The 18,298-nt window shown below is 66.5% G+C and carries 14 protein-coding genes; 8 read left to right on the forward strand and 6 right to left on the reverse strand.

Annotated elements, in window-relative coordinates:
* Positions 1-6: 6 nt before the first annotated feature.
* Positions 7-516: a metallopeptidase family protein gene (locus tag AC4D2W_RS11925; RefSeq protein WP_490927118.1), complete on the reverse strand. Its 510-nt coding sequence runs from the start codon at positions 514-516 to the stop codon at positions 7-9.
* 109 nt (positions 517-625) lie between these two features.
* Here AC4D2W_RS11925 and AC4D2W_RS11930 point away from each other — a divergent pair, with 109 nt between their 5' ends.
* The 4 genes from AC4D2W_RS11930 to AC4D2W_RS11945 all read left to right on the forward strand — a co-directional run bounded on the left by AC4D2W_RS11930 (position 626) and on the right by AC4D2W_RS11945 (position 4,173).
* A complete protein-coding gene (locus AC4D2W_RS11930; protein WP_490927119.1) occupies positions 626-1,006 on the forward strand; it encodes a DUF3499 domain-containing protein in 381 nt (126 codons plus the stop codon).
* Positions 1,007-1,100: 94 nt separating this feature from the next.
* Complete coding sequence (locus AC4D2W_RS11935; RefSeq protein WP_490927120.1) at positions 1,101-1,283, forward strand: hypothetical protein; 183 nt, start codon at positions 1,101-1,103, stop codon at positions 1,281-1,283.
* A 32-nt stretch (positions 1,284-1,315) separates the two neighbouring features.
* Entirely contained in the window at positions 1,316-2,794 is a 1,479-nt protein-coding gene (ahcY, locus tag AC4D2W_RS11940) for an adenosylhomocysteinase (RefSeq protein ID WP_490927121.1), read from the forward strand.
* A 140-nt stretch (positions 2,795-2,934) separates the two neighbouring features.
* Entirely contained in the window at positions 2,935-4,173 is a 1,239-nt protein-coding gene (locus AC4D2W_RS11945; protein WP_490927122.1) for a L,D-transpeptidase, read from the forward strand.
* 21 nt (positions 4,174-4,194) lie between these two features.
* On the opposite strand, the gene AC4D2W_RS11950 is transcribed toward AC4D2W_RS11945, so the two are convergent.
* Positions 4,195-4,998, reverse strand: coding sequence for an RDD family protein (locus tag AC4D2W_RS11950; RefSeq protein ID WP_490927123.1), 804 nt, complete (start codon positions 4,996-4,998; stop codon positions 4,195-4,197).
* Between the two features lie 65 nt (positions 4,999-5,063).
* On the opposite strand from AC4D2W_RS11950, the gene AC4D2W_RS11955 reads away from it, so the two are divergent.
* Complete coding sequence (locus AC4D2W_RS11955) at positions 5,064-6,059, forward strand: stage II sporulation protein M (protein ID WP_490927124.1); 996 nt, start codon at positions 5,064-5,066, stop codon at positions 6,057-6,059.
* 190 nt (positions 6,060-6,249) lie between these two features.
* On the forward strand, positions 6,250-7,998 hold the full coding sequence (locus AC4D2W_RS11960) for a TIGR01906 family membrane protein (protein WP_490927125.1): 1,749 nt from the start codon (positions 6,250-6,252) through the stop codon (positions 7,996-7,998).
* A gap of 103 nt (positions 7,999-8,101) precedes the next feature.
* Here the strand turns inward: AC4D2W_RS11960 and AC4D2W_RS11965 are convergent, their stop codons facing one another.
* Positions 8,102-9,916 carry an AMP-dependent synthetase/ligase gene (locus AC4D2W_RS11965; RefSeq protein WP_490927126.1) on the reverse strand — a complete coding sequence of 605 codons (1,815 nt, stop codon included), beginning with the start codon at positions 9,914-9,916 and terminating at the stop codon, positions 8,102-8,104.
* Positions 9,917-9,957: 41 nt separating this feature from the next.
* Positions 9,958-11,595: a dolichyl-phosphate-mannose--protein mannosyltransferase gene (locus AC4D2W_RS11970; protein ID WP_490927127.1), complete on the reverse strand. Its 1,638-nt coding sequence runs from the start codon at positions 11,593-11,595 to the stop codon at positions 9,958-9,960.
* Positions 11,596-11,664: 69 nt separating this feature from the next.
* On the opposite strand from AC4D2W_RS11970, the gene rsmI reads away from it, so the two are divergent.
* Positions 11,665-12,591, forward strand: a complete 927-nt coding sequence (gene rsmI, locus AC4D2W_RS11975; protein WP_490927128.1) for a 16S rRNA (cytidine(1402)-2'-O)-methyltransferase — start codon at positions 11,665-11,667, stop codon at positions 12,589-12,591.
* 156 nt (positions 12,592-12,747) lie between these two features.
* Positions 12,748-14,229 carry an NAD-dependent succinate-semialdehyde dehydrogenase gene (locus AC4D2W_RS11980; protein ID WP_490927129.1) on the forward strand — a complete coding sequence of 494 codons (1,482 nt, stop codon included), beginning with the start codon at positions 12,748-12,750 and terminating at the stop codon, positions 14,227-14,229.
* A gap of 43 nt (positions 14,230-14,272) precedes the next feature.
* On the opposite strand, the gene AC4D2W_RS11985 is transcribed toward AC4D2W_RS11980, so the two are convergent.
* Positions 14,273-16,822: a transglutaminase TgpA family protein gene (locus tag AC4D2W_RS11985; RefSeq protein ID WP_490927438.1), complete on the reverse strand. Its 2,550-nt coding sequence runs from the start codon at positions 16,820-16,822 to the stop codon at positions 14,273-14,275.
* Between the two features lie 5 nt (positions 16,823-16,827).
* Positions 16,828-18,264 carry a DUF58 domain-containing protein gene (locus AC4D2W_RS11990; RefSeq protein ID WP_490927130.1) on the reverse strand — a complete coding sequence of 479 codons (1,437 nt, stop codon included), beginning with the start codon at positions 18,262-18,264 and terminating at the stop codon, positions 16,828-16,830.
* Positions 18,265-18,298: the final 34 nt, after the last annotated feature.

An 18,298-nucleotide genomic window follows, 5' to 3' on the forward strand; every position in this document is an offset into this window, starting at 1 on the left:
GCGGACCTACAGCGGGCGGAACCGTCCGTACGTCGGGTCAACGGTTTCCGGGTCCATCCCCAGCAGCGTGGCCAGCTGTTCCACTACGACGTCGTGAATCAGTTCGCTGACCGGCACCAGTCCGCGCGCTGCAGACTCCACCGGATGCCGGTACACCGTAATGACGGCGGGTTTGGGACCGGCCGCCGGAGAACCCGCGCCGAAGGGGATATTCCCGCCGGATGCAGCCAGCTCCTCAAGTCCGGGCGGAATATCCTGCACCACAAACTGGTAGGACTGAATGTCCTCGCCCCAAAGCCGTTCCAGCCGCTGGGCTGACTCAAGCACCCACGTGTCAAAACGCTCCGAACGTGAGCGGAAACCGGCCAGGTGAGCGGGAATGAGCTCCCCGCGCAGGCCGCGGCCGTGCCGGTTGCGGCGGCGGAGCCGGAAGGGACGCCCCGCTGACACGGGATCGGACTCGGACGGCTCTTCGCCGGGGCCGAGGTACACCCTGAGAGTTGGTCCGGTGGACATATAAGAACTGTAACCGCTGAAACCCGTCCTGGGGCACCGGTTTTAAGCAGTCCATTCCTCCGGCGTGCCTGACCGGGGCGGATGCCTGCTGCAGGTAAAGTGATCCTCCGTGGAATCCTTAAGATTGTGCTCCAGGTCAGCGTGCCGAGAGGCGGCTGCAGCCACCCTCACCTACGTATATGCCGATTCCACGGCGGTGTTGGGGCCCCTGGCAACGTACGCCGAGCCCCATTGCTACGACTTGTGCCACGCCCATGCCGACCGCCTGACGGTGCCGCTGGGATGGGAAGTCGTCCGCCTGGACCTTGACGGCCAGCCCCGCATCCCCACCAGCGATGAGCTGTCGGCGATAGTCGATGCCGTACGGGAAGCCGGTGAGTATTCGGCTGACGATGCCCCCAAACGCAACGGCAAACAGCCCCTGGAACCGCCCGCAGAGACTCCGGGGGCCCGGCGCTCCCACTTGCGTCTCCTTCGCGAAGAGGGCTGAGAGCCGCACCGGGTCCCTGCGGAAGGGATAGTCTGGGGGTCAGCGCCGTGCCTTAATGCGCGGCTTCAACGTATCCAAGGAAGTGCTGCAATCCATGGCTAAACTCACTGCCAACATCATGGCTGTTTTACGCTGTCCGGTCACCGGTTCGGCGCTCCGGCAGGAAGACGGCGGACTGGTCTCGACCGCCCCTGATGCCCACGGCAACCTGGTCCATTACGTTTTGGTGGAAGGCATCCCCGTATTGCTGGCACCTGGAGTAGCGTCAACGGCCTAGGGTTCTGACACTCCAACCTGAGGAGTCCGCGCGTGGGTATCGATTTCAAGGTAGCTGACCTGTCCCTGGCTGAAGCCGGACGCCACCAGATCCGTCTGGCGGAGCATGAGATGCCCGGACTGATGGCGCTCCGCCGCGAATACGGGCCGTCCCAGCCGCTGAGCGGCGCACGGATCGCCGGCTCCCTGCACATGACAGTGCAGACGGCGGTGCTCATTGAAACGCTTACTGCGCTGGGAGCCGAGGTGCGGTGGGCCTCCTGCAACATTTTCTCCACCCAGGACGAGGCAGCGGCAGCCGTGGTTGTCGGCAGCGGTACCCCCGAGGCGCCGGCCGGTGTTCCCGTGTTCGCCTGGAAAAACGAGTCCCTCGAAGAATACTGGTGGACCGCCCGGCAGATCCTCACCTGGCCGGAGGGCTCCGGGGGACCGAACATGATCCTGGACGACGGCGGCGACGCGACCATTCTGCTGCACAAGGGAGTGGAGTTCGAGGCTGCCGGCGGCGTTCCGGAGAACCCTGTGGAGGGGGACCCCGGTTACTCCCACGAATACACCGTGATCCTCGACGTGCTGCGCCGCTCCCTGGAGCAGGAACCGGGTAAGTGGACGGAAATCGCCGGGAACATCCGCGGCGTCACGGAGGAAACCACCACCGGAGTGCTGCGGCTGTACCAGCTGGCCGCCGCGGGCAAGCTCCTTTTTCCGGCGATCAACGTCAATGACTCGGTCACCAAATCAAAGTTCGACAACAGATACGGCATCCGCCATTCCCTTCCGGACGGCCTGAACCGCGCCACTGACACGCTGATCGGCGGAAAAGTTGCAGTGATCTGCGGGTACGGGGACGTCGGCAAGGGCGCCGCCGAGGCACTGCGGGGGCAGGGGGCGCGGGTGATCGTCACGGAAATCGATCCGATCTGCGCGCTGCAGGCGGCAATGGACGGCTACCAGGTGGCCAAACTGGAATCAGTCCTGGCAACCGGTGACATCTTCATCACTGCCACCGGTAATAAGGACATCATCGGAGCTCATCACATGGCCCGGATGAAGCACCAGGCAATCGTGGGCAACGTCGGTCATTTCGACAACGAAATTGACATGGCCGGCCTCGCCGGGATCCCGGGAATCCGCAAGGTGGAGATCAAGCCGCAGGTGCACGAGTGGATCTTCGATGAAGGCACCGACGCCCGGCGCAGCATCATTGTGCTCTCCGATGGCAGGCTGCTGAACCTGGGCAATGCCACCGGACACCCGTCCTTCGTCATGAGCAACTCCTTTGCGAATCAGACCATCGCGCAGATCGAGCTGTTCACCAAGCACGGCACGTCCGCTGACGACGGCGGCTACGCCCATCAGGTGTACGTCCTGCCGAAGATCCTGGATGAAAAGGTGGCCCGCCTTCATCTGGACGCCCTCGGCGTGGAACTCACCGAACTGGCCAAGGAACAGGCCGAATATCTGGGTGTGGACGCGGCCGGACCCTACAAAGCGGAGCATTATCGCTACTAGTTTGGGCACTACTTGGAACACGCCAACCCGCCGTGGCACGGCGGACTTCATTCCGGACGCCATGACGTAAAATTTCGCAGGGGGAGCTTATGGACGCTCCACATCTGTCGAGAGCACCCGGGAAGCATTGGTTAGCGGTTATGGCAAAGGCTACAAACTGGCGCAGGAGCTGGCTCATCAGTTCCGTGCTTGCAGGATCCGTTCTTCTGGGCGGCGGCGCCCTCACATCGTGTTCCGTTGTTGCAGAGGACTCCGGAAACTCCGGCTCGGCGGCGACGTCTTCGGCAAAGCCCACGGCGTCCAAACCCGCCGTGCCCGAGCCGGTAGCCGTTGTCACACCGGAAGCGGACGCCCTGGAAGTGAACCCGACAACGGTTCCGGCCATCACCGTGCAGCAGGGGACCCTGAAGGAAGCCAAGCTGGTACCCGCCGCCGGCGGAGAACCGGTTCCCGGTGAGCTGAGCGAGGACGGCACGGTCTGGACCGCCACGGGTGCGCTCGCCTTCAATACGCCGTACACCCTCACGTATTCACTGGCCGATGCGAACGGTGACACCACCTCGCAGACCCGGAAGTTCAGCACCGTCTCCACCGCCAATGAGGCAAACGCCGTCATGTATCCCTCGCCTGGGTCCACGGTGGGAACCGGGCAGCCTCTGGAGCTGACCTTCAGCGAGCCCGTCCTGAACAAGGAAGCCGTGGAGAAGGCCATTACCGTTACGTCCTCCTCGGGCCAGACGGGCGCGTTCTACTGGATCAGCGACACCAAGGTGCGGTACCGGGCCGAGGAATTCTGGGCGCCGCAGAGCACAATTACCGTGGACATGTTGCTTCTGGGCGTGGACTTCGGCAACGGAATGATCGGGAACTTCAACCAGACCTCCAGCTTCACCACCCATAACAACCGGCTGGCCGTGGTGGACAACGCGGACAAGATGATGCGCGTGTATATCGACGGCGTACTCACCGAGACCTTCCCCGTCACCCTGGGCACTGAAGACTGGCCGTCCACCACGGGCTACCACGTGATCATGGACCAGCACGAGTCCATCCCGTTCCGGGCGGAATCGATCGGGCTCAAGCCCGGCGACGAACACTATTACGAGCCGGTCACGGCGCACAGTGCCTCCCGCCTTTCCCTTGGCGGGGCGTTTATCCACGAGGCGCTCCCCTCCGCGCAGCCGGTGCTTGGCCGCGCCAACGTTTCCCACGGCTGCATTGGAATGAGCCCCGAAGGCGCCAAATACATCTACGACAATTTCGACGCCGGAGACGTGGTCCAGGTGCTGAACACCGGCTACGGTCCCATGTTCGTATGGGACGGTTTCGGTGATTGGAACGTGCCGTGGTCGGAATGGATCAGCCAGCCCAAGCAGTAGCCCCTGCTGGGTGAGTACTTCCTACTGATCGAACGGCAGCCGGTGCAGGCGCTGTCCCACCTGTTCGGAGTGCTGCCGCTGCCGGGCCATCCGGGCGTAATCCCGGTCCCGGCGTTCGGACACCACGGCACTGAGGAAGTCCTCGGCCGCGGTTCCGGGAGGCGGCTGCGGCGACACGATGGCCGAGACCTCCGCGGCGAGTTCGGCAGCACGGTCGGCGCGTGCCTGCGGCGAGAGCCGGGGCGCCTGCACCAGGAACCGGGACACCCGCCGGGCCAGGGCATCCGGGAACCTGCCCATGTCCGCAAGACCTGCCCAGCCCCGCAGCCACGGGGGCATGGAAACCTGCCGCGGCGGGGGAGCTGTGACCCGCTCCCGGAGCGCGTAGGTGCCGGCCATCAGGTCTCCCACCCGCTTGGACTTGTCATTGAACAGGGCCACGATAAACGCGACGGAGCCCGCCGTCAGGTAGATCTCCAGCACGGCCGTCATGCTGCGGATGAGGCAGTGGCGGAAGCGCACGGCGCCGCCGTCGTCGCGCACTATGCGCAGTCCCATGGCCAGGCGGCCCAGCGACTTGCCGCGGGTCACCGTCTCCACCGCTGCCGGAACCCCCACCAGGACGAGGACAACGAGGGTCAGAATCAGGGCCTGGGCCAGGGCGGGATCAACCGACTCGCCCAGCGTCTGTCCCAGAAGCAGCAGCAGCCCGAAGAGCACCACCGCCTGGGCAGCGACGTCGATGATGGAACTTAGCGCACGGGCGGCAAATGACGCCGGGCGCAGCTCCAGGACAACCGCCTCTCCGGTGACGATGGAACTCAAAAGTCCTCCTGCTGGCCGGCAGTTGGTGATGGGAACTCCACTGTACCCAGCGTTAGGGTGTAACCGTGGATATGGATGCGTTCAGTGCCGTGCACGCCCCGGACTGGAAACGGCTCGATGAACTCGCCGCCCGCCGCCGTCTGAGCGGAGAAGAAGCGGACGAGCTGCTGACCCTGTACCAGCGCGCCTCGGCCCATTTGTCCATGGTCCGGTCGGTGGCACCGGAAGGGGCACTGTCCGCTGCGCTGTCCATGCGGCTCTCCCGCGCCCGCACCCGTTTTACGGGTGCCCGTTCCAACTTTGCCGAAGATCTGGCGAACTTCTTTGTCTTTGCGCTGCCGGCCGCCTTCTACCGCATCCGCTGGCTGACCGTGGCCGTGGGTGCAGCCTTCATCCTGGCCGCCTGGCTCTTCGGTCTCTGGGCAGCGACCACCCCCGGTGTCATTTCCGCCGCCCTGGGCTCGGACGAGCAGGTGGCACAGTATGTGCAGAGCGGTTTTGCCGGCTATTACACGGAGAATCCGGCGGCGTCCTTCGCCGGACAGGTGTGGACCAACAACGCCTGGATTGCGCTGCAGGCAGTCGCCTTTGGGATCAGCGGCATCTGGGGTCCGTACGTCCTCTACCAAAATGCCCTCAACGTGGGCGTGGCCGGCGGCACCATGGCGGCCTACGGCCAGCTGGATGTCTTTTTCAGCTACATCCTGCCGCACGGCCTCATGGAACTGACGGCAGTGTTCATTGCCGTGGCTGCCGGCCTGCGGATTTTCTGGGCCTGGGTGGCGCCGGGCCGGCGGACGCGAAGCGTGTCAGTTGCCGCGGAGGGACGGTCGCTGTTCACGGTGGCCCTGGGACTCGTGATCGTCTTGTTCCTCTCCGGCCTGGTGGAAGGCTTCGTCACCGCCTCGCCCCTGCCGGCCTGGCTGCGGATCGGGATCGGAGCGGCCCTGCTCGGTGCATACTGGGCGTACACCCTCATCCTGGGCCGGCGGGCGTACCTTGCCGGCCACCGCGGTGACCTGTCCCGCCGCGACAGCTCAGATGCCCTGCGTACTGCGTGAACGCCGGGACGCACAACCGGGGACAGCACCAGTCGAAGACACCGCAAAAGATCGCCGGGTCCAATCACTGTGCCGGTGATGCGGGGTGGCGACGGCTTGGGCGATGCCTCTCCCGGTAGGCTCGAAGATGAATGGAACCGCAAAAGCCCATCGGTATCCGCAAACAGGCCATGATGCACAGGCCAGGTAAGTGAAAGAGGAAGTAGTGGCAAGCCAGGACGACACCCCCCAGCAACACCCCACGCCCAAAGGCTCCGCCGAACCCGGGCCGGACCGGCCGGAGCAGGGCGCCGGCGCCGGCCGCGAGCTCAGCGATGCGAGCGAAACCATTGTGAGCGGGGACCACGCCGAAGGCTCCGGTTCCGAAGCAGCCGACGGCGTTTCCGGAGCTTCCGCTGACAAGGACGGTTCCGCGGCGGAAGCCCGCAACAAGAACTTGGAACATGATGACTGGGATGCTGCCTTCGCCGGAGGCCATCCCGCCTCCGCTCAGAGCAGTGCGCTGCCGATGCGCAGCGCCGGTACCCTGCCCAGCTTCAGCGAGTATGAGGACCTCCCCGAGGACGAGCGGAACAGGGCCGGGAACACTGATCCCGGTGACACCATCTCCGCATCAAAGCCGGCGGGGGCCGCCGCAGCGGAGCACACGGATACCGAGGCACTCCCCGTGCCCAAGACGGCGGCCGCCCCCCGGGTGACCAAGGTTGACGGTGCACCTCAACCGGAGGCTGCCCCTGAAACGGAGCCTGCCTCTGAAACGGAGCCTGCCTCTGAAACGGAGCCTGCCTCTGAAACGGAGGCCGCGCCTGCAACAGCAGCGCCCACAACGGACGCCGCACGCAAGAACGGCCAAGCACGCAAAACTGATGCAGCACCGGCAGCACCCGTATCTGCTTCCGTGGCAGCACCCGTGTCCGCAGCTTCGGCTGCTTCGCTCCGGACTGCGCCCATCAGCACTGCACCTTTCAGCACCGCACCGGTCTCCGATTCCCGCCGCCCGGGCAATTCCGAAGCAGGAAAAACCGCTGACGTTCGTGGCGCTGAAGTTCGCACAGCTGCAGCTGGGCGGGCTGAAGCTCCCAAGGCCGTAAAGACCGACAAAGCGGCTGCAGCGGAAATCCCGGCCGCAGCCCGTCTCCGGCCTGCCGATGACGACATTTCCGAAGAGGAAATCCGCCGCCGCGCCGAGGAGCGTGAGCGGGCTGGCACCACCAAGCCCGTGCTGGCCCGTATCCTGCAGGTCATGATCGCCGTCTTCTTCCCGGTCATGCTGCTGGCTGCCGCTATCCGGGCGGTGGCCACTCCGCTGTTCCTGTGGGCCGAGTACCACCGTCCGGGCTTCCCGGCGGACAGCTACGGGTTCACCACGGATGACCGGGTGACCTATGGGTCCTACGCGGTGGACTACCTGCTGAACTTCTCCGGTGCCCGCTACCTGGGCGATCTGGTGACGGCGGGCGGCGAACCGCTGTACCTGGAGAGCGAAGTCAGCCATATGGCGGACGTCAAGACGGTTCTGACCGTTGTCTTTGTGACCGCACTGGTCATGGCGGTGCTGAGCCTGCTCGGGTGCCTGTACCTGGCGAAGCGCAGGCCGGGCGGAATCCGGCGTGCACTCTTTTCCGGATCCGTGGTGACCCTGGTGCTGGTGGGCGGACTGATTGTCCTGGCCGTCATGGGCTGGGAGAGCTTCTTCACCCAGGTCCACTCGATCTTCTTCGCCAACGGCAACTGGACCTTCCGCATGGATGACACCCTCATCCGGCTCTTCCCGGCCCAGTTCTGGATGGACGCGGGGATTGTCATTGCCGCGCTGGTGCTCGTGGTCTGCATCGTCGTGATGATCGCCGCCTGGCCTACCAAGGCCCGCCGCGAACGCTCACGCCGGAAGCAGGAAGAAGCCCGCCGCCGGTACCTCGACTCGCTCGAAGCGGTCTAGGCGACACACCCGCAGCACCCCGCACAACAAAAAGCACACAGCACAACAAAAAACTGCACGTTCCCGCTTGGGGGACGTGCAGTTTTTTGTGCGGCCGGAAGGCCTACTTGAGGTAGAGCTTTTCCACCTCAGCGGAGTAGTCGGCAATAACAGCATTGCGGCGCAGCTTCAGGGTTGCCGTCAGATGGCCGGATTCCAGCGAGAAGTCCTTCGGCAGGACCGCGAACTTCCGGATCTGCTCCGCCTGGGAAACCGTGGCGTTGGCTGCGTCCACGGCTTCCTGCAGTGCGGCGCGGATCCGGGGATCGTCTCCGGCGGATGCGGGCGTCGTCGATGAGCCGTTTTCCCGTCCCCACGCAGCCAGTGCGTCTTCATCCAGGGTCAGCAGCGCCGTCACAAACGGGCGCCCTTCGCCCACCACCACCACCTGGGATACCAGGCGGTGCTCACGGATTTTCTCCTCCAGCGGGCCCGGGGCAACATTCTTGCCGCCGGCGGTGACCAGGATGTCCTTTTTCCGGCCGGTGATGGTCAGGAAACCGTCGTCGTCCAGAGAACCGACATCACCGGAATGGAACCACTCGCCGCTGAAAGCGGCAGCGTTGGCTTCAGGGTTGTTGTGGTATCCCTTGAAGACGCCGGCGCCGCCGATCAGGACCTCGCCGTCGTCGGCAATGCGGATCCGGCTGCCGGGCAGCGGCAGTCCCACCGAGCCCACTCGGGCCAGCGGGACGGTGTTTACCGTTGCCGGCGCCGTGGTTTCGGTCAGACCGTAACCTTCCAGGACCATGACACCCGCACCCCGGAAGAAGTGCGAGAGCTGCGGGCTCAGGGCAGAGGCGCCGCTGATCGCAAAGGCCGCCTTGCCGCCGAACGCGTTGCGGACCTTGGGGTAGAGCGTTTTGTCGAAGAAGGCGTGGCGCGCCTTCAGGGCCAGGGAAGGTCCCTTGCCCCCGCGGGCTGCGGAATCGAGGGCCGTTGAGTATGCGACGGCGGTGTCCGCGGCAGCGGTGAACAGCTTGCCCTTGCCGGCGGCTTCCGCGGACTGCTGGGCTCCGGCGTAGATCTTCTCGAAGATCCGGGGCACGGCCAGCAGGAAGGTCGGCTGGAAGCTCTTCAGATCGCTCATCAGGTCTGCGGCGCTGCCGGAGTGGCCCACCCGCACTCCTGCTGCCAGGCAGCCCACCTGGACGGCGCGTGCCAGCACATGGGCCAGCGGCAGGAACATCAGCGTGCTGACGTCCTTGGCCTTAAGCATTTCCGGAAGGAACTGCACAATGTTCACGCCAAACAGGGCAAAGTTGCCGTGCGTGATTTCGCAGCCCTTGGGCCGTCCCGTGGTTCCGGAGGTGTAGACCATGGAGGCCACGGTCTGAAGTCCGGCCGCGGTCCGTGCCGCTTCGAGGCGGTCATCATCAACATCTGAGCCCGCGGCGATGAGCTCGGCAAAGGAGGCTTCTGCTCCGTCGGCCTTCATCATCCACAGTGAGACGTCAAAATCTCCGGAATCCGCAGCAGCCGAAACAATCGCGGCTTTGCGGGCATCCTGGACAAAGACATGGGCTGCGCCGGAGTCTTCCAGGATCCACTCCACCTGCGAGGGGGATGAGGTTTCGTATATGGGCACTGTGACGGCGCCGGCAAACCATACGGCGAGGTCCACCAGGGTCCACTCGTAGCAGGTCTTGGACATGACAGCCACGCTGTCACCGGGCTTCACCCCGAGGCCGATCAGGCCCTTGGCCAGTGCACTCACGGAGGTCAGGAAGTCATCGGCAGTGATGTCTTTCCAGCCGCTGTCACTCTTCAGCGAGAACAGGGGATGGTTGGGGGTCTTTGCATGCAGTCCCACCAGGATGTCAGTGATGTTCGACTTCTCGGGGAGATGGACCAGTAAATCAGTGGCGGATTCGCGCACCGTTGGCCTCTCTTTCTGTGCAGGGCACATGGGTAATGAGACTAAATCCAGCTGCGCATCCACATGCGGAGCCGCCAGTCAGAATACGGGATTGTTTCGGCCGTCCAGACCGGAAGGAAGAATGCGGTCACTAAAACGGCCGCCAGGATGAAGAGTGCAACCACTGCCGCACCGGTCCATTTGCGCACTTCGGGGGCGGAATCCGGGCCCAGAATCAGCCCCAGCACATAGGTCAGGGCAAGAATCAGGAACGGCTCAAAAGAAACGGCGTAGAAGAAGAACGTGGTGCGTTCCGGATACGCGAACCAGGGAAGATAGCCCGCCGCGATTCCGGCGAGAAGGGCCCCGGCCCGCCAGTCACGGCGGCCCAGCCAGCAGAAGAGCAGAACCAGCAGGGACACGGCGGCGGACCACCAGATCAGCGGATTGCCCACCGAGGTGATGGCCGTGGAGCAGCTGTCCACAGTGCACCCGCTGACGCCGTTGGTGGCGGATTCGTAGAAGAAGGACGTGGGGCGGCCCATGACCAGCCAGGTCCAGGGGCTGGCTTCGTAGTCATGGTCGGAACTGAGCCCGTTGTGGAAGGCGTACGCGCTGCGGTGGTACTCCGCCAGCGACCGCAGCCAGTCCGGCAGCCAGCCCCAGGTATCGGACGGGTGGTCCTGCGCCCAGTTCCGTCCGTACGCGTCAGTGGAGCGCAGCCATCCGGTCCAGGCGGCCAGGTAGGTCAATGCCGCTGCGGGGATGACGGTGAAGAACGCCGGCACCCCGTCTTTGAACAGTCCGGCCGCGGGCCATGACCGGATGCCCGCGACGCGGCGGGCGTTGACGTCCCACAGCACGGTCATCAGGCCAAAGACTGCCACGAAGGCCAGCGCGGACCATTTGGTTCCCACCGCCAGGCCCAGGCAGATTCCTGCGGCCAGGCGCCAGGGGCGCCAGAGCAGCCACGGTCCGTACATCAGGGCGTCCGACGACGGCGGGCCGCCTCCGCGGCCGCCCCCCGGCCCGGCGGCGAGGGCGCGCGCCAGCCGTCGCCGGCCGTCGTCGCGGTCCAGCAGCAGGGCGCCGAAGGCGGCCACCAGCCAGAAGGTCAGGAAAACATCCAGCAGCGAGGCACGCGAGAGCACCAGGTGGTGGCCGTCGACAGCCAGGAGCAACCCGGCCACCCCGCCCAGCAGCGGGGAGCGGAACAGCCGGACGGCAATCAGGCCCACCAGCAGGACAGTCAGGGCGCCCGTCAGCGCGGCGGAGAAGCGCCAGCCGAAACTGTTGTCCGAGCCGAAAAGTTCCATCCCCGCGGCGATCATCCACTTTCCGACCGGCGGATGCACCACGTATTCGGGGTCGGTAAGCAACACATCGGGGATGCCCGAGTTGAAGGAATCGTTCGCGTTTTCGGGCCACTGCCGTTCGTAGCCGGAGACCAGATAGGAGTAGGCATCCTTGACGTAGTACGTCTCGTCAAAGACCAGCGAGCGGGGTTCCCCGAGCCGGACAAAACGCAGCACTGCGCCGATCACGGCAGAGATCAGCGGCAGCAGCCAGCCCCACACACCCAGCGTCAGGGTGGTGCCCGGCGCCCAGCCCAGCAGCCTGTTGCGCAGCTGGCCGACGCTGAAGGCGCTCCGAGGATCCTGCACCAGCGGTGCTGCTCCGGCGGCTGGAGTCTCGCTCACGGTCGGGTTCACCCGCCCACTCTATCGGGGCCGCCGGGCGTGCGGCGTCCCCAACTCGCGTAGGGTTAGATGGTGAATTCCAGCAAGCAGACTCCCGGCCCGGACACCTCCAAAAGCACCCAGCACGACGGCGGCAAGACCGGCGCTGCCGCCGGCACCGGCGGCGGACAGATTGTCCTGGCCGCCACGCCCATCGGCAACATGGGGGACGCCACCAACCGTTTGATCGCGCTGCTGGAGACCGCCGACGTCATTGCCGCCGAGGACACCCGGCGCCTCCACCGTCTGGTCTCGGCCCTGAAGATCACCACCACCGGCAAGATCATCAGCTACCACGAGCACAATGAGGCAACCCGCACTGCGGATCTGCTGGAGATGGTGCGCGGCGGCGCCACCTTGCTGATGGTGACCGACGCCGGTATGCCGGCAGTCTCCGATCCCGGCTTCCGGCTGGTGGAGGCGGCTGCCAAGGAAGGCCTGACCGTCACCGCGGCTCCGGGTCCGTCGGCAGTCTTGACCGCATTGGCGCTGTCCGGGCTGCCGACCGACCGTTTCTGCTTTGAGGGCTTCCTGCCCCGCAAGGCAGGTGAGCGCAGTGCCCGGCTGGCGGAACTGGCCGTGGAACAGCGCACCATGGTGTTCTTCGAGGCTCCGCACCGCCTGGAACCCATGCTGCGTGCGCTGGACGCTGCGTTCGGCGGCGACCGCCGGGCCGCCGTCGCCCGCGAGCTGACCAAGCTGCACGAACAGGTGCTCCGCGCACCGCTGCGCGAACTGCTGGAATGGGCCGAGGCGGCCGAAATCCGCGGCGAGATCGCCGTCGTCGTGGCCGGCGCCGGTGAAGCCGCACCGGAACTGCCCGAAGACCATGTGGCCGCAGTGAACGGACTGGTTGCCCAGGGCGCACGCCTCAAGGATGCCGTGGCCACCGTGGCCGAGGATGCCCGGATCAGCAAGCGTGAACTCTATTCGGCGGTGCTGGCCGCCCGGGCATAGGCTCAATCCGGTCCTTTCCTTTTGGCCAACTGCACAGCGGAAGCCCGTTCCCGTGGTGCAGTTCCGTATTTACAGCCCCATCAGAACGCGCATACGGTGAACACAGATAACGGGCCTTTCCGGCCCGGGCAATGACGTCAATCTTGGAGGCATCCCATGGGTATTACCGCTGACCGCGAAGCCGAACTGCTGGCCCGCGTTCCCACCGGCCTGTTGATCAACGGCGAGTGGAGGGATGCTGCCGGCGGCAAGACTTTTGACGTCGAAGACCCCGCCACCGGCAAGGTGCTGCTGAGCATCGCCGACGCCAGTGCCGAAGACGGCGCCCTGGCCATGGACGCTGCCGCCGCTGCACAGGACTCCTGGGCCAAGACCGCGCCGCGGGAGCGCGGGGAAATCCTGCGCCGCGCCTTTGAACTGGTCACCGAACGGGCGGAAGACTTTGCCCTGCTGATGACCCTGGAAATGGGCAAGCCGCTGGCCGAAGCCCGGGGCGAAGTCACCTACGGCGCCGAATTCCTGCGCTGGTTCTCCGAGGAAGCCGTCCGGATTTCCGGCCGCTACGGCACCTCCCCGGACGGCAAGTCCCGGCTGATGGTGAACAAGAAGCCGGTGGGACCCTGCCTGCTGATCACCCCGTGGAACTTCCCGCTGGCCATGGCCACCCGCAAGATTGCCCCCGCTGTGGCCGCGGGCTGCACCATGGTGCTCAAGCCGGCCAAGCTCACCCCGCTGACCTCCCAGCTTTTTGCCGCCGTGATGCTCGAAGCCGGATTGCCGGCCGGCGTCCTGAACGTGGTGTCCACCACTTCCGCCGGTGATGTCACCGGTCCGATCATGAAGGACGAGCGCCTGCGCAAGGTCTCCTTCACCGGCTCCACCCCCGTGGGCCAGGGCCTGATCCGTGACGCCGCGGACCGGGTGCTGCGCACCTCCATGGAGCTCGGCGGCAACGCTCCGTTTGTGGTCTTCGAGGACGCTGACATGGACAAGGCCGTCACCGGTGCCATGGCTGCCAAGCTGCGGAACATGGGCGAGGCCTGCACCGCCGCGAACCGCTTCATTGTGCACGAGTCCGTTGCCGATGAGTTCGCCGAGAAGTTCGCGGCCAAGGTGGGGGCCATGACCACGGCGCGCGGCACCGAGGACGAGTCCAAGATCGGCCCGCTGATCGACGCCAAGTCCCGCGACAAGGTGCACTCCCTGGTCTCGGACGCGGTCGACGGCGGTGCCGAGGCAGTGGTGGGCGGCGCACCGGTGGACGGGCCGGGCTACTTCTACCAGCCCACTGTGCTGAAGAATGTGGCTGCCGACGCCCGGATCCTCAAAGAGGAAATCTTTGGCCCGGTAGCCCCGATTGTCACTTTCTCCACCGAGGAGGAAGCCGTGGCCCTGGCCAACAACACCGAATACGGCCTGGTTGCGTATGTCTTCACGGAGGACCTGAACCGGGGCCTGCGGATTGGCGAGTTGCTGGAAACCGGCATGCTCGGCCTCAACGCCGGTGTCGTTTCCAACGCTGCAGCACCCTTTGGCGGCGTGAAGCAGTCCGGTCTGGGGCGTGAAGGCGGCGCCGAAGGCATCGAAGAATACCTCTACACGCAGTACATCGGCATCGCCGACCCCACCGCGGAGTAGCAGATTCGCGGATGAGGGAGGTTCCGCCGCCGGCCGCTCCCGGCTAGTGGCGGAACCTGGCTGCGAGCGATGCAGGGAAAAAGCGCGCCCGCAGCCGGGCGCCTCTGGACGCCGAAGCACCAAGCCCGGCCTGGACTGCTTCAACGTCCCTCCAGAGCCGGTCCCGCTGCTCGTCTGCGGGGTCGGCGGAGGGTGCTGCCGGGCGGGAGAGCCCGGATCCCACGGGTGAGGACGCAGTGTCCGAGGAAACGGAATCCAAGGGAACAGTGCCCAAGGAAACGGCGTCCCGCGCCCCGGTGCTGGGCGCGGCATACACAGCGCGTTCGTACGCAGCCCGAAGGTTATCCAAGGCACCGGCGGCGCTTTCCGGCAGCCCTGCCTCGGCCGCCAGTCGCTGCGCATACGCGCGCGGAGACTCCGACTTCTGCGGCACATAGCCGTAGTCCACGCCAGTGTCTGCTGCTTCATCCCACGCCAGCGCAGCGGGCGCACCGCTCGGATATCCGGCGCCGCCGCGGCTCTGCGAACTTTCCAAACTTCCCGGACTTCCCGGACTTCCCGAACTTCCCGGGCCCGTCCCGGCGGTGACCACTGCGCGGCGCCGGAGGCTGTGCCTGCGCCGGCGCAGCATCCAGGGGCTCAGCAGGGCGGCGGCGGCGACGGCCAGCCCGAGGCCCACTCCGGCATACCGGCCGGCCTCTGTCTGCTCAGGCTGAGCCGGTGCGGCGGCAGGGGGCGGGGCAGCTGCCTCGGTGGAACGCTGGGGCGTGGATCCCGGGACCGCCGGATTCACGCTGCGGAGATCGTCGTCGTCGTCGCGCGTCTGGGCAAGGCTGGGCAGCGGCGCCAGCGCGTAGGAGGGGACCGAACCGCGCGAGGGAGTGGGCTCAAACCGCACCCAGCCCACGCCGTCGAAATACAACTCAGGCCAGGCATGGGCGTCGCGGGAATCGACCTCGTATTCCCGCAGCTCCTGCCCTTGCTCACCGGTGACGGATTCCCCGGTGGACCGCCCCGGCGCAAAGCCCAGGGCCATGCGGCTGGGAATGCCCGCTTCCCGCGCCATGACGGCCATGGCGGCGGCAAAGTGCACGCAGTAGCCGGACTTTTCCTGCAGGAACCGGTCCAGGACGTCAATGCCGTTGCCGTCATAGCCGCCATCCACCGGTGCGTCCAGGGAGTAGCTGAACTGGTTCCCGCGCAGGAAGGCCTGGATGGCCATGGCCTGCGCATACGGGCCCACGGCGCCCTTTGTGGCCTCCGCCGACGCATCCCGGATGCTGGCCGGCAGGTCATCCGGCAGGGACGTGAACATCGGGTCCACCGCATCTTTGGGCGCCGGCCTTACGGCCTGCAGGGAAGCCGTGGATACGTCGAGGGCAGAGCTCTGCACCTCGTAGTTCAGGCTGGGCGTGCTCTTGTTTTCCTCGGCGATGACCGTCATGGTCTTCGGATCCCAGCTGTACTTTCCGTTCGCCCCGGACACCTGCAGCGGTGCATACGGGGCCAGCAGCCACGGGCTGGCATATGACGTGGAGCTGACCCGCGTGGTGTAGACGGAGGCTCCCGCCGGTGAAGTGCCGCCCTCCGCCGGGACCATGTCCTGCAACCCGCCCCGCCTGCTGTCCTCGCGCAGATCAGGCGCCCAGCGCCGGCCGGAGAAATCTTCCAGCGTGGTGGACCGCAGGTAGACCGGCTGCTTGGAATCGGTGGCGTACCGGATCCGGCCCCCGGCGGTGGGCTGGCGCAGGTCCGCGCCCAGGGCCACCACCGGGTTCAGCCCGGACTGGCCTGTCCAGATGTTCAGCCGGGAGCCCTGCGGAAACGAGCCCTGGGTGAACCCCGGGAGCGCTGCGGGCAGGACCAGAGCAACCACGAGGGCGGCTGCACCGATCCCCGCCGCCGTACCCACCTGGCTTCGCGGCGGGGAGAGGACTGCGTCGTTTCCGCTGCGCGGCCGCTCCTGCCAGGTGCCGGCGGCCAGGAGAATCAGGTAGCCGGCCGCAGCCAGGAGAAAGGGAACCACGCCAACACTCTCGGGCTTCAGCACGGCCGGAGCAATCAGCAGGGACAGCAGCCCCAGTCCGCTCGCCGCCGGCATGCGCAGCGTGGTGGCCAGCGTGTCCACCAGCAGGGCAATAAGGCCGGTGCCAAGACACGCGATGAATACGATCCCGGGATCGGACAGCACGGGAGGCACCTGGTTCATGATGGTGGCCTGGGCTTCGGTGATCAGCTGGTTGACCCGGTCCAGCGATCCGCCGGTGGGCAGCAGGCCAAGGAAAGCGGTGGAGGCTGCGAACAGCCAAGTCAGCACGACGACGAGCGCTGCAAGGCCCGCGGCCGGCACCAGGGCGGTGGGGAACCGGAACCGGCGTGCCGCTGCCATGGCCGAAACCACAACGGCAGTGGTGAGGGCCATTGGCGGGAGCCAGGACCAGCCGTCAAAGACCCCGTGCAGGCTGATGGTGCAGAGCAGGACTGCAATGATGCTTGCTCCGGCAGACGGCCAGTCCCAGGGCGCCCGGGGCCGGGAAGACCGGGAGGCGGGCGGTGGAGGGGGCGGAACGCTGGGTGAGGGACGGGAGAGCATTGCGGTCACGGACGATCCTCCCGCGTGCGGGTTGCAGGAACAGGCATAACGGGAGCGGAGGAAAAGGCGGCCCACGTTTGTGCCAGATCCGATTCGGGTGTTGCAGCCACTGCTTCCCAGCCGCCGGAACGCAGGATGGCCATGGCCTGCGCCGCATCCTGCAGCCGGTCCACTACCAAGACGGCGCACGCCCGGGTGGCGTAGTCGGCGGCGGGTGCCAGCCGGGCGGCGTCGTCGGGGCTCAATCTTCCCAGAACTGCCAGCAGGGGACCGCGGCGGCGCTGGGCCAATGAATCCAGGAGGGCGGTGCCAAAGGCTCCGCGGTCTTCCGGCACGGGGGCCGGGCCCGGCGTTCCAGTCCGTGCACGGCGCCGGGCGCGGACTGCGTCGTCGGCGTCGTTCTGGCGATCCGGGGAGCCGGACTCCAGCTCCAGCGCGGCGAGCCCGTCCGCGAGGTCCTGCAGCCCGGCAGGTCCACTGAAATCGCGCTGCGCGGGGTTGCGGGCGGACGGCGAGCGGGACAGCCCCGGACGGGCATACGCGTCCACAAGGTGCAGCGAATAACCCTGGTCCACCAGATACGCGGCCTCGGAGACGGCAGCAGTCACGGCCCATTCGAAGGACTCCGAGGTGGACAGTCCGTTGCCGCCGGCCGGTTCCATCCACACCGAGGAACCATAGCGGCCCGCATAGCAGGACTCCCGGGCATCCAGCAGAAGGGTGGCGCTGGGGGAGGTGACGGGCTCTTCCTGCCGGACCATCAGTTCTCCGTGCCGGGCGGTGGCCGCCCAATGCACCCGCCGCATCGGATCTCCGGCCCGGTATTCGCGGGTGGACACGTCGTCCTCGCTCGGGCTGCCCCGGAGCGGACTGAAAACGGAGCCCTCCGCACCGCGCGGTCCGCCCAGCACGGAGGCGGGCAGTTCCCGGGGCGCCGGGGAAACCACCAGGGGATGTGTGGAGCCCAGAGTGTGCAGCCGCCGGGAGAGGCCAAACAAATCGGTGAACTCGGCGGTCACCGGGCCAATGACAAACATGCCGCGCCGCGCTGACCGCAGCTGGTACTCATAGGTGCTGGCGCCGTCGGCGTCCGGGTTGCGCGCCGGAAAGCGGAACACCGGGCTCTCGCCAAAGCGGAGCGGCAGCCCTTCGCGCATGGCGGCGCTCTGCCGCACCGGCCGCGGCGGCCGCAGCGAGAGGAGAACCCGGACGGGAACGCCGGTCTCCACCGTGACCGGATGGAACGTGCGCTCCACGTCGATGACCGGCTTGACCATCCGCAGTGCCAGCGCGGAAAGCAGCGGCAGGGCCAGGAGGAAGACGGCGAGCACCAGTATGTCGCGGCGCCCCATGATCTGGGCGGTCAGCAGCGCGGCGACGCCGGCCAGAATAAGGCCCCAGCCGCGCGGAGTCAGCAGCCGGGCGGTAGTAGCGAAGTCCATGGAGCCTTCCCGAAGGGTCGTGCCGGGTGATGCG

This window comes from Arthrobacter sp. TJ-58, from assembly GCF_058269295.1.

What these genes read in the sequence shown, in the direction of transcription:
- AC4D2W_RS11990 (WP_490927130.1), bottom strand. Translation starts at nt 18,264, where the DNA reads ATGGACTTCGCTACTACCGCCCGGCTGCTGACTCCGCGCGGCTGGGGC.
- AC4D2W_RS11980 (WP_490927129.1), top strand. Translation starts at nt 12,748, where the DNA reads ATGGGTATTACCGCTGACCGCGAAGCCGAACTGCTGGCCCGCGTTCCC.
- AC4D2W_RS11985 (WP_490927438.1), bottom strand. Translation starts at nt 16,822, where the DNA reads ATGCTCTCCCGTCCCTCACCCAGCGTTCCGCCCCCTCCACCGCCCGCC.
- AC4D2W_RS11935 (WP_490927120.1), top strand. Translation starts at nt 1,101, where the DNA reads ATGGCTAAACTCACTGCCAACATCATGGCTGTTTTACGCTGTCCGGTC.
- AC4D2W_RS11945 (WP_490927122.1), top strand. Translation starts at nt 2,935, where the DNA reads ATGGCAAAGGCTACAAACTGGCGCAGGAGCTGGCTCATCAGTTCCGTG.
- AC4D2W_RS11925 (WP_490927118.1), bottom strand. Translation starts at nt 516, where the DNA reads ATGTCCACCGGACCAACTCTCAGGGTGTACCTCGGCCCCGGCGAAGAG.
- rsmI (WP_490927128.1), top strand. Translation starts at nt 11,665, where the DNA reads ATGGTGAATTCCAGCAAGCAGACTCCCGGCCCGGACACCTCCAAAAGC.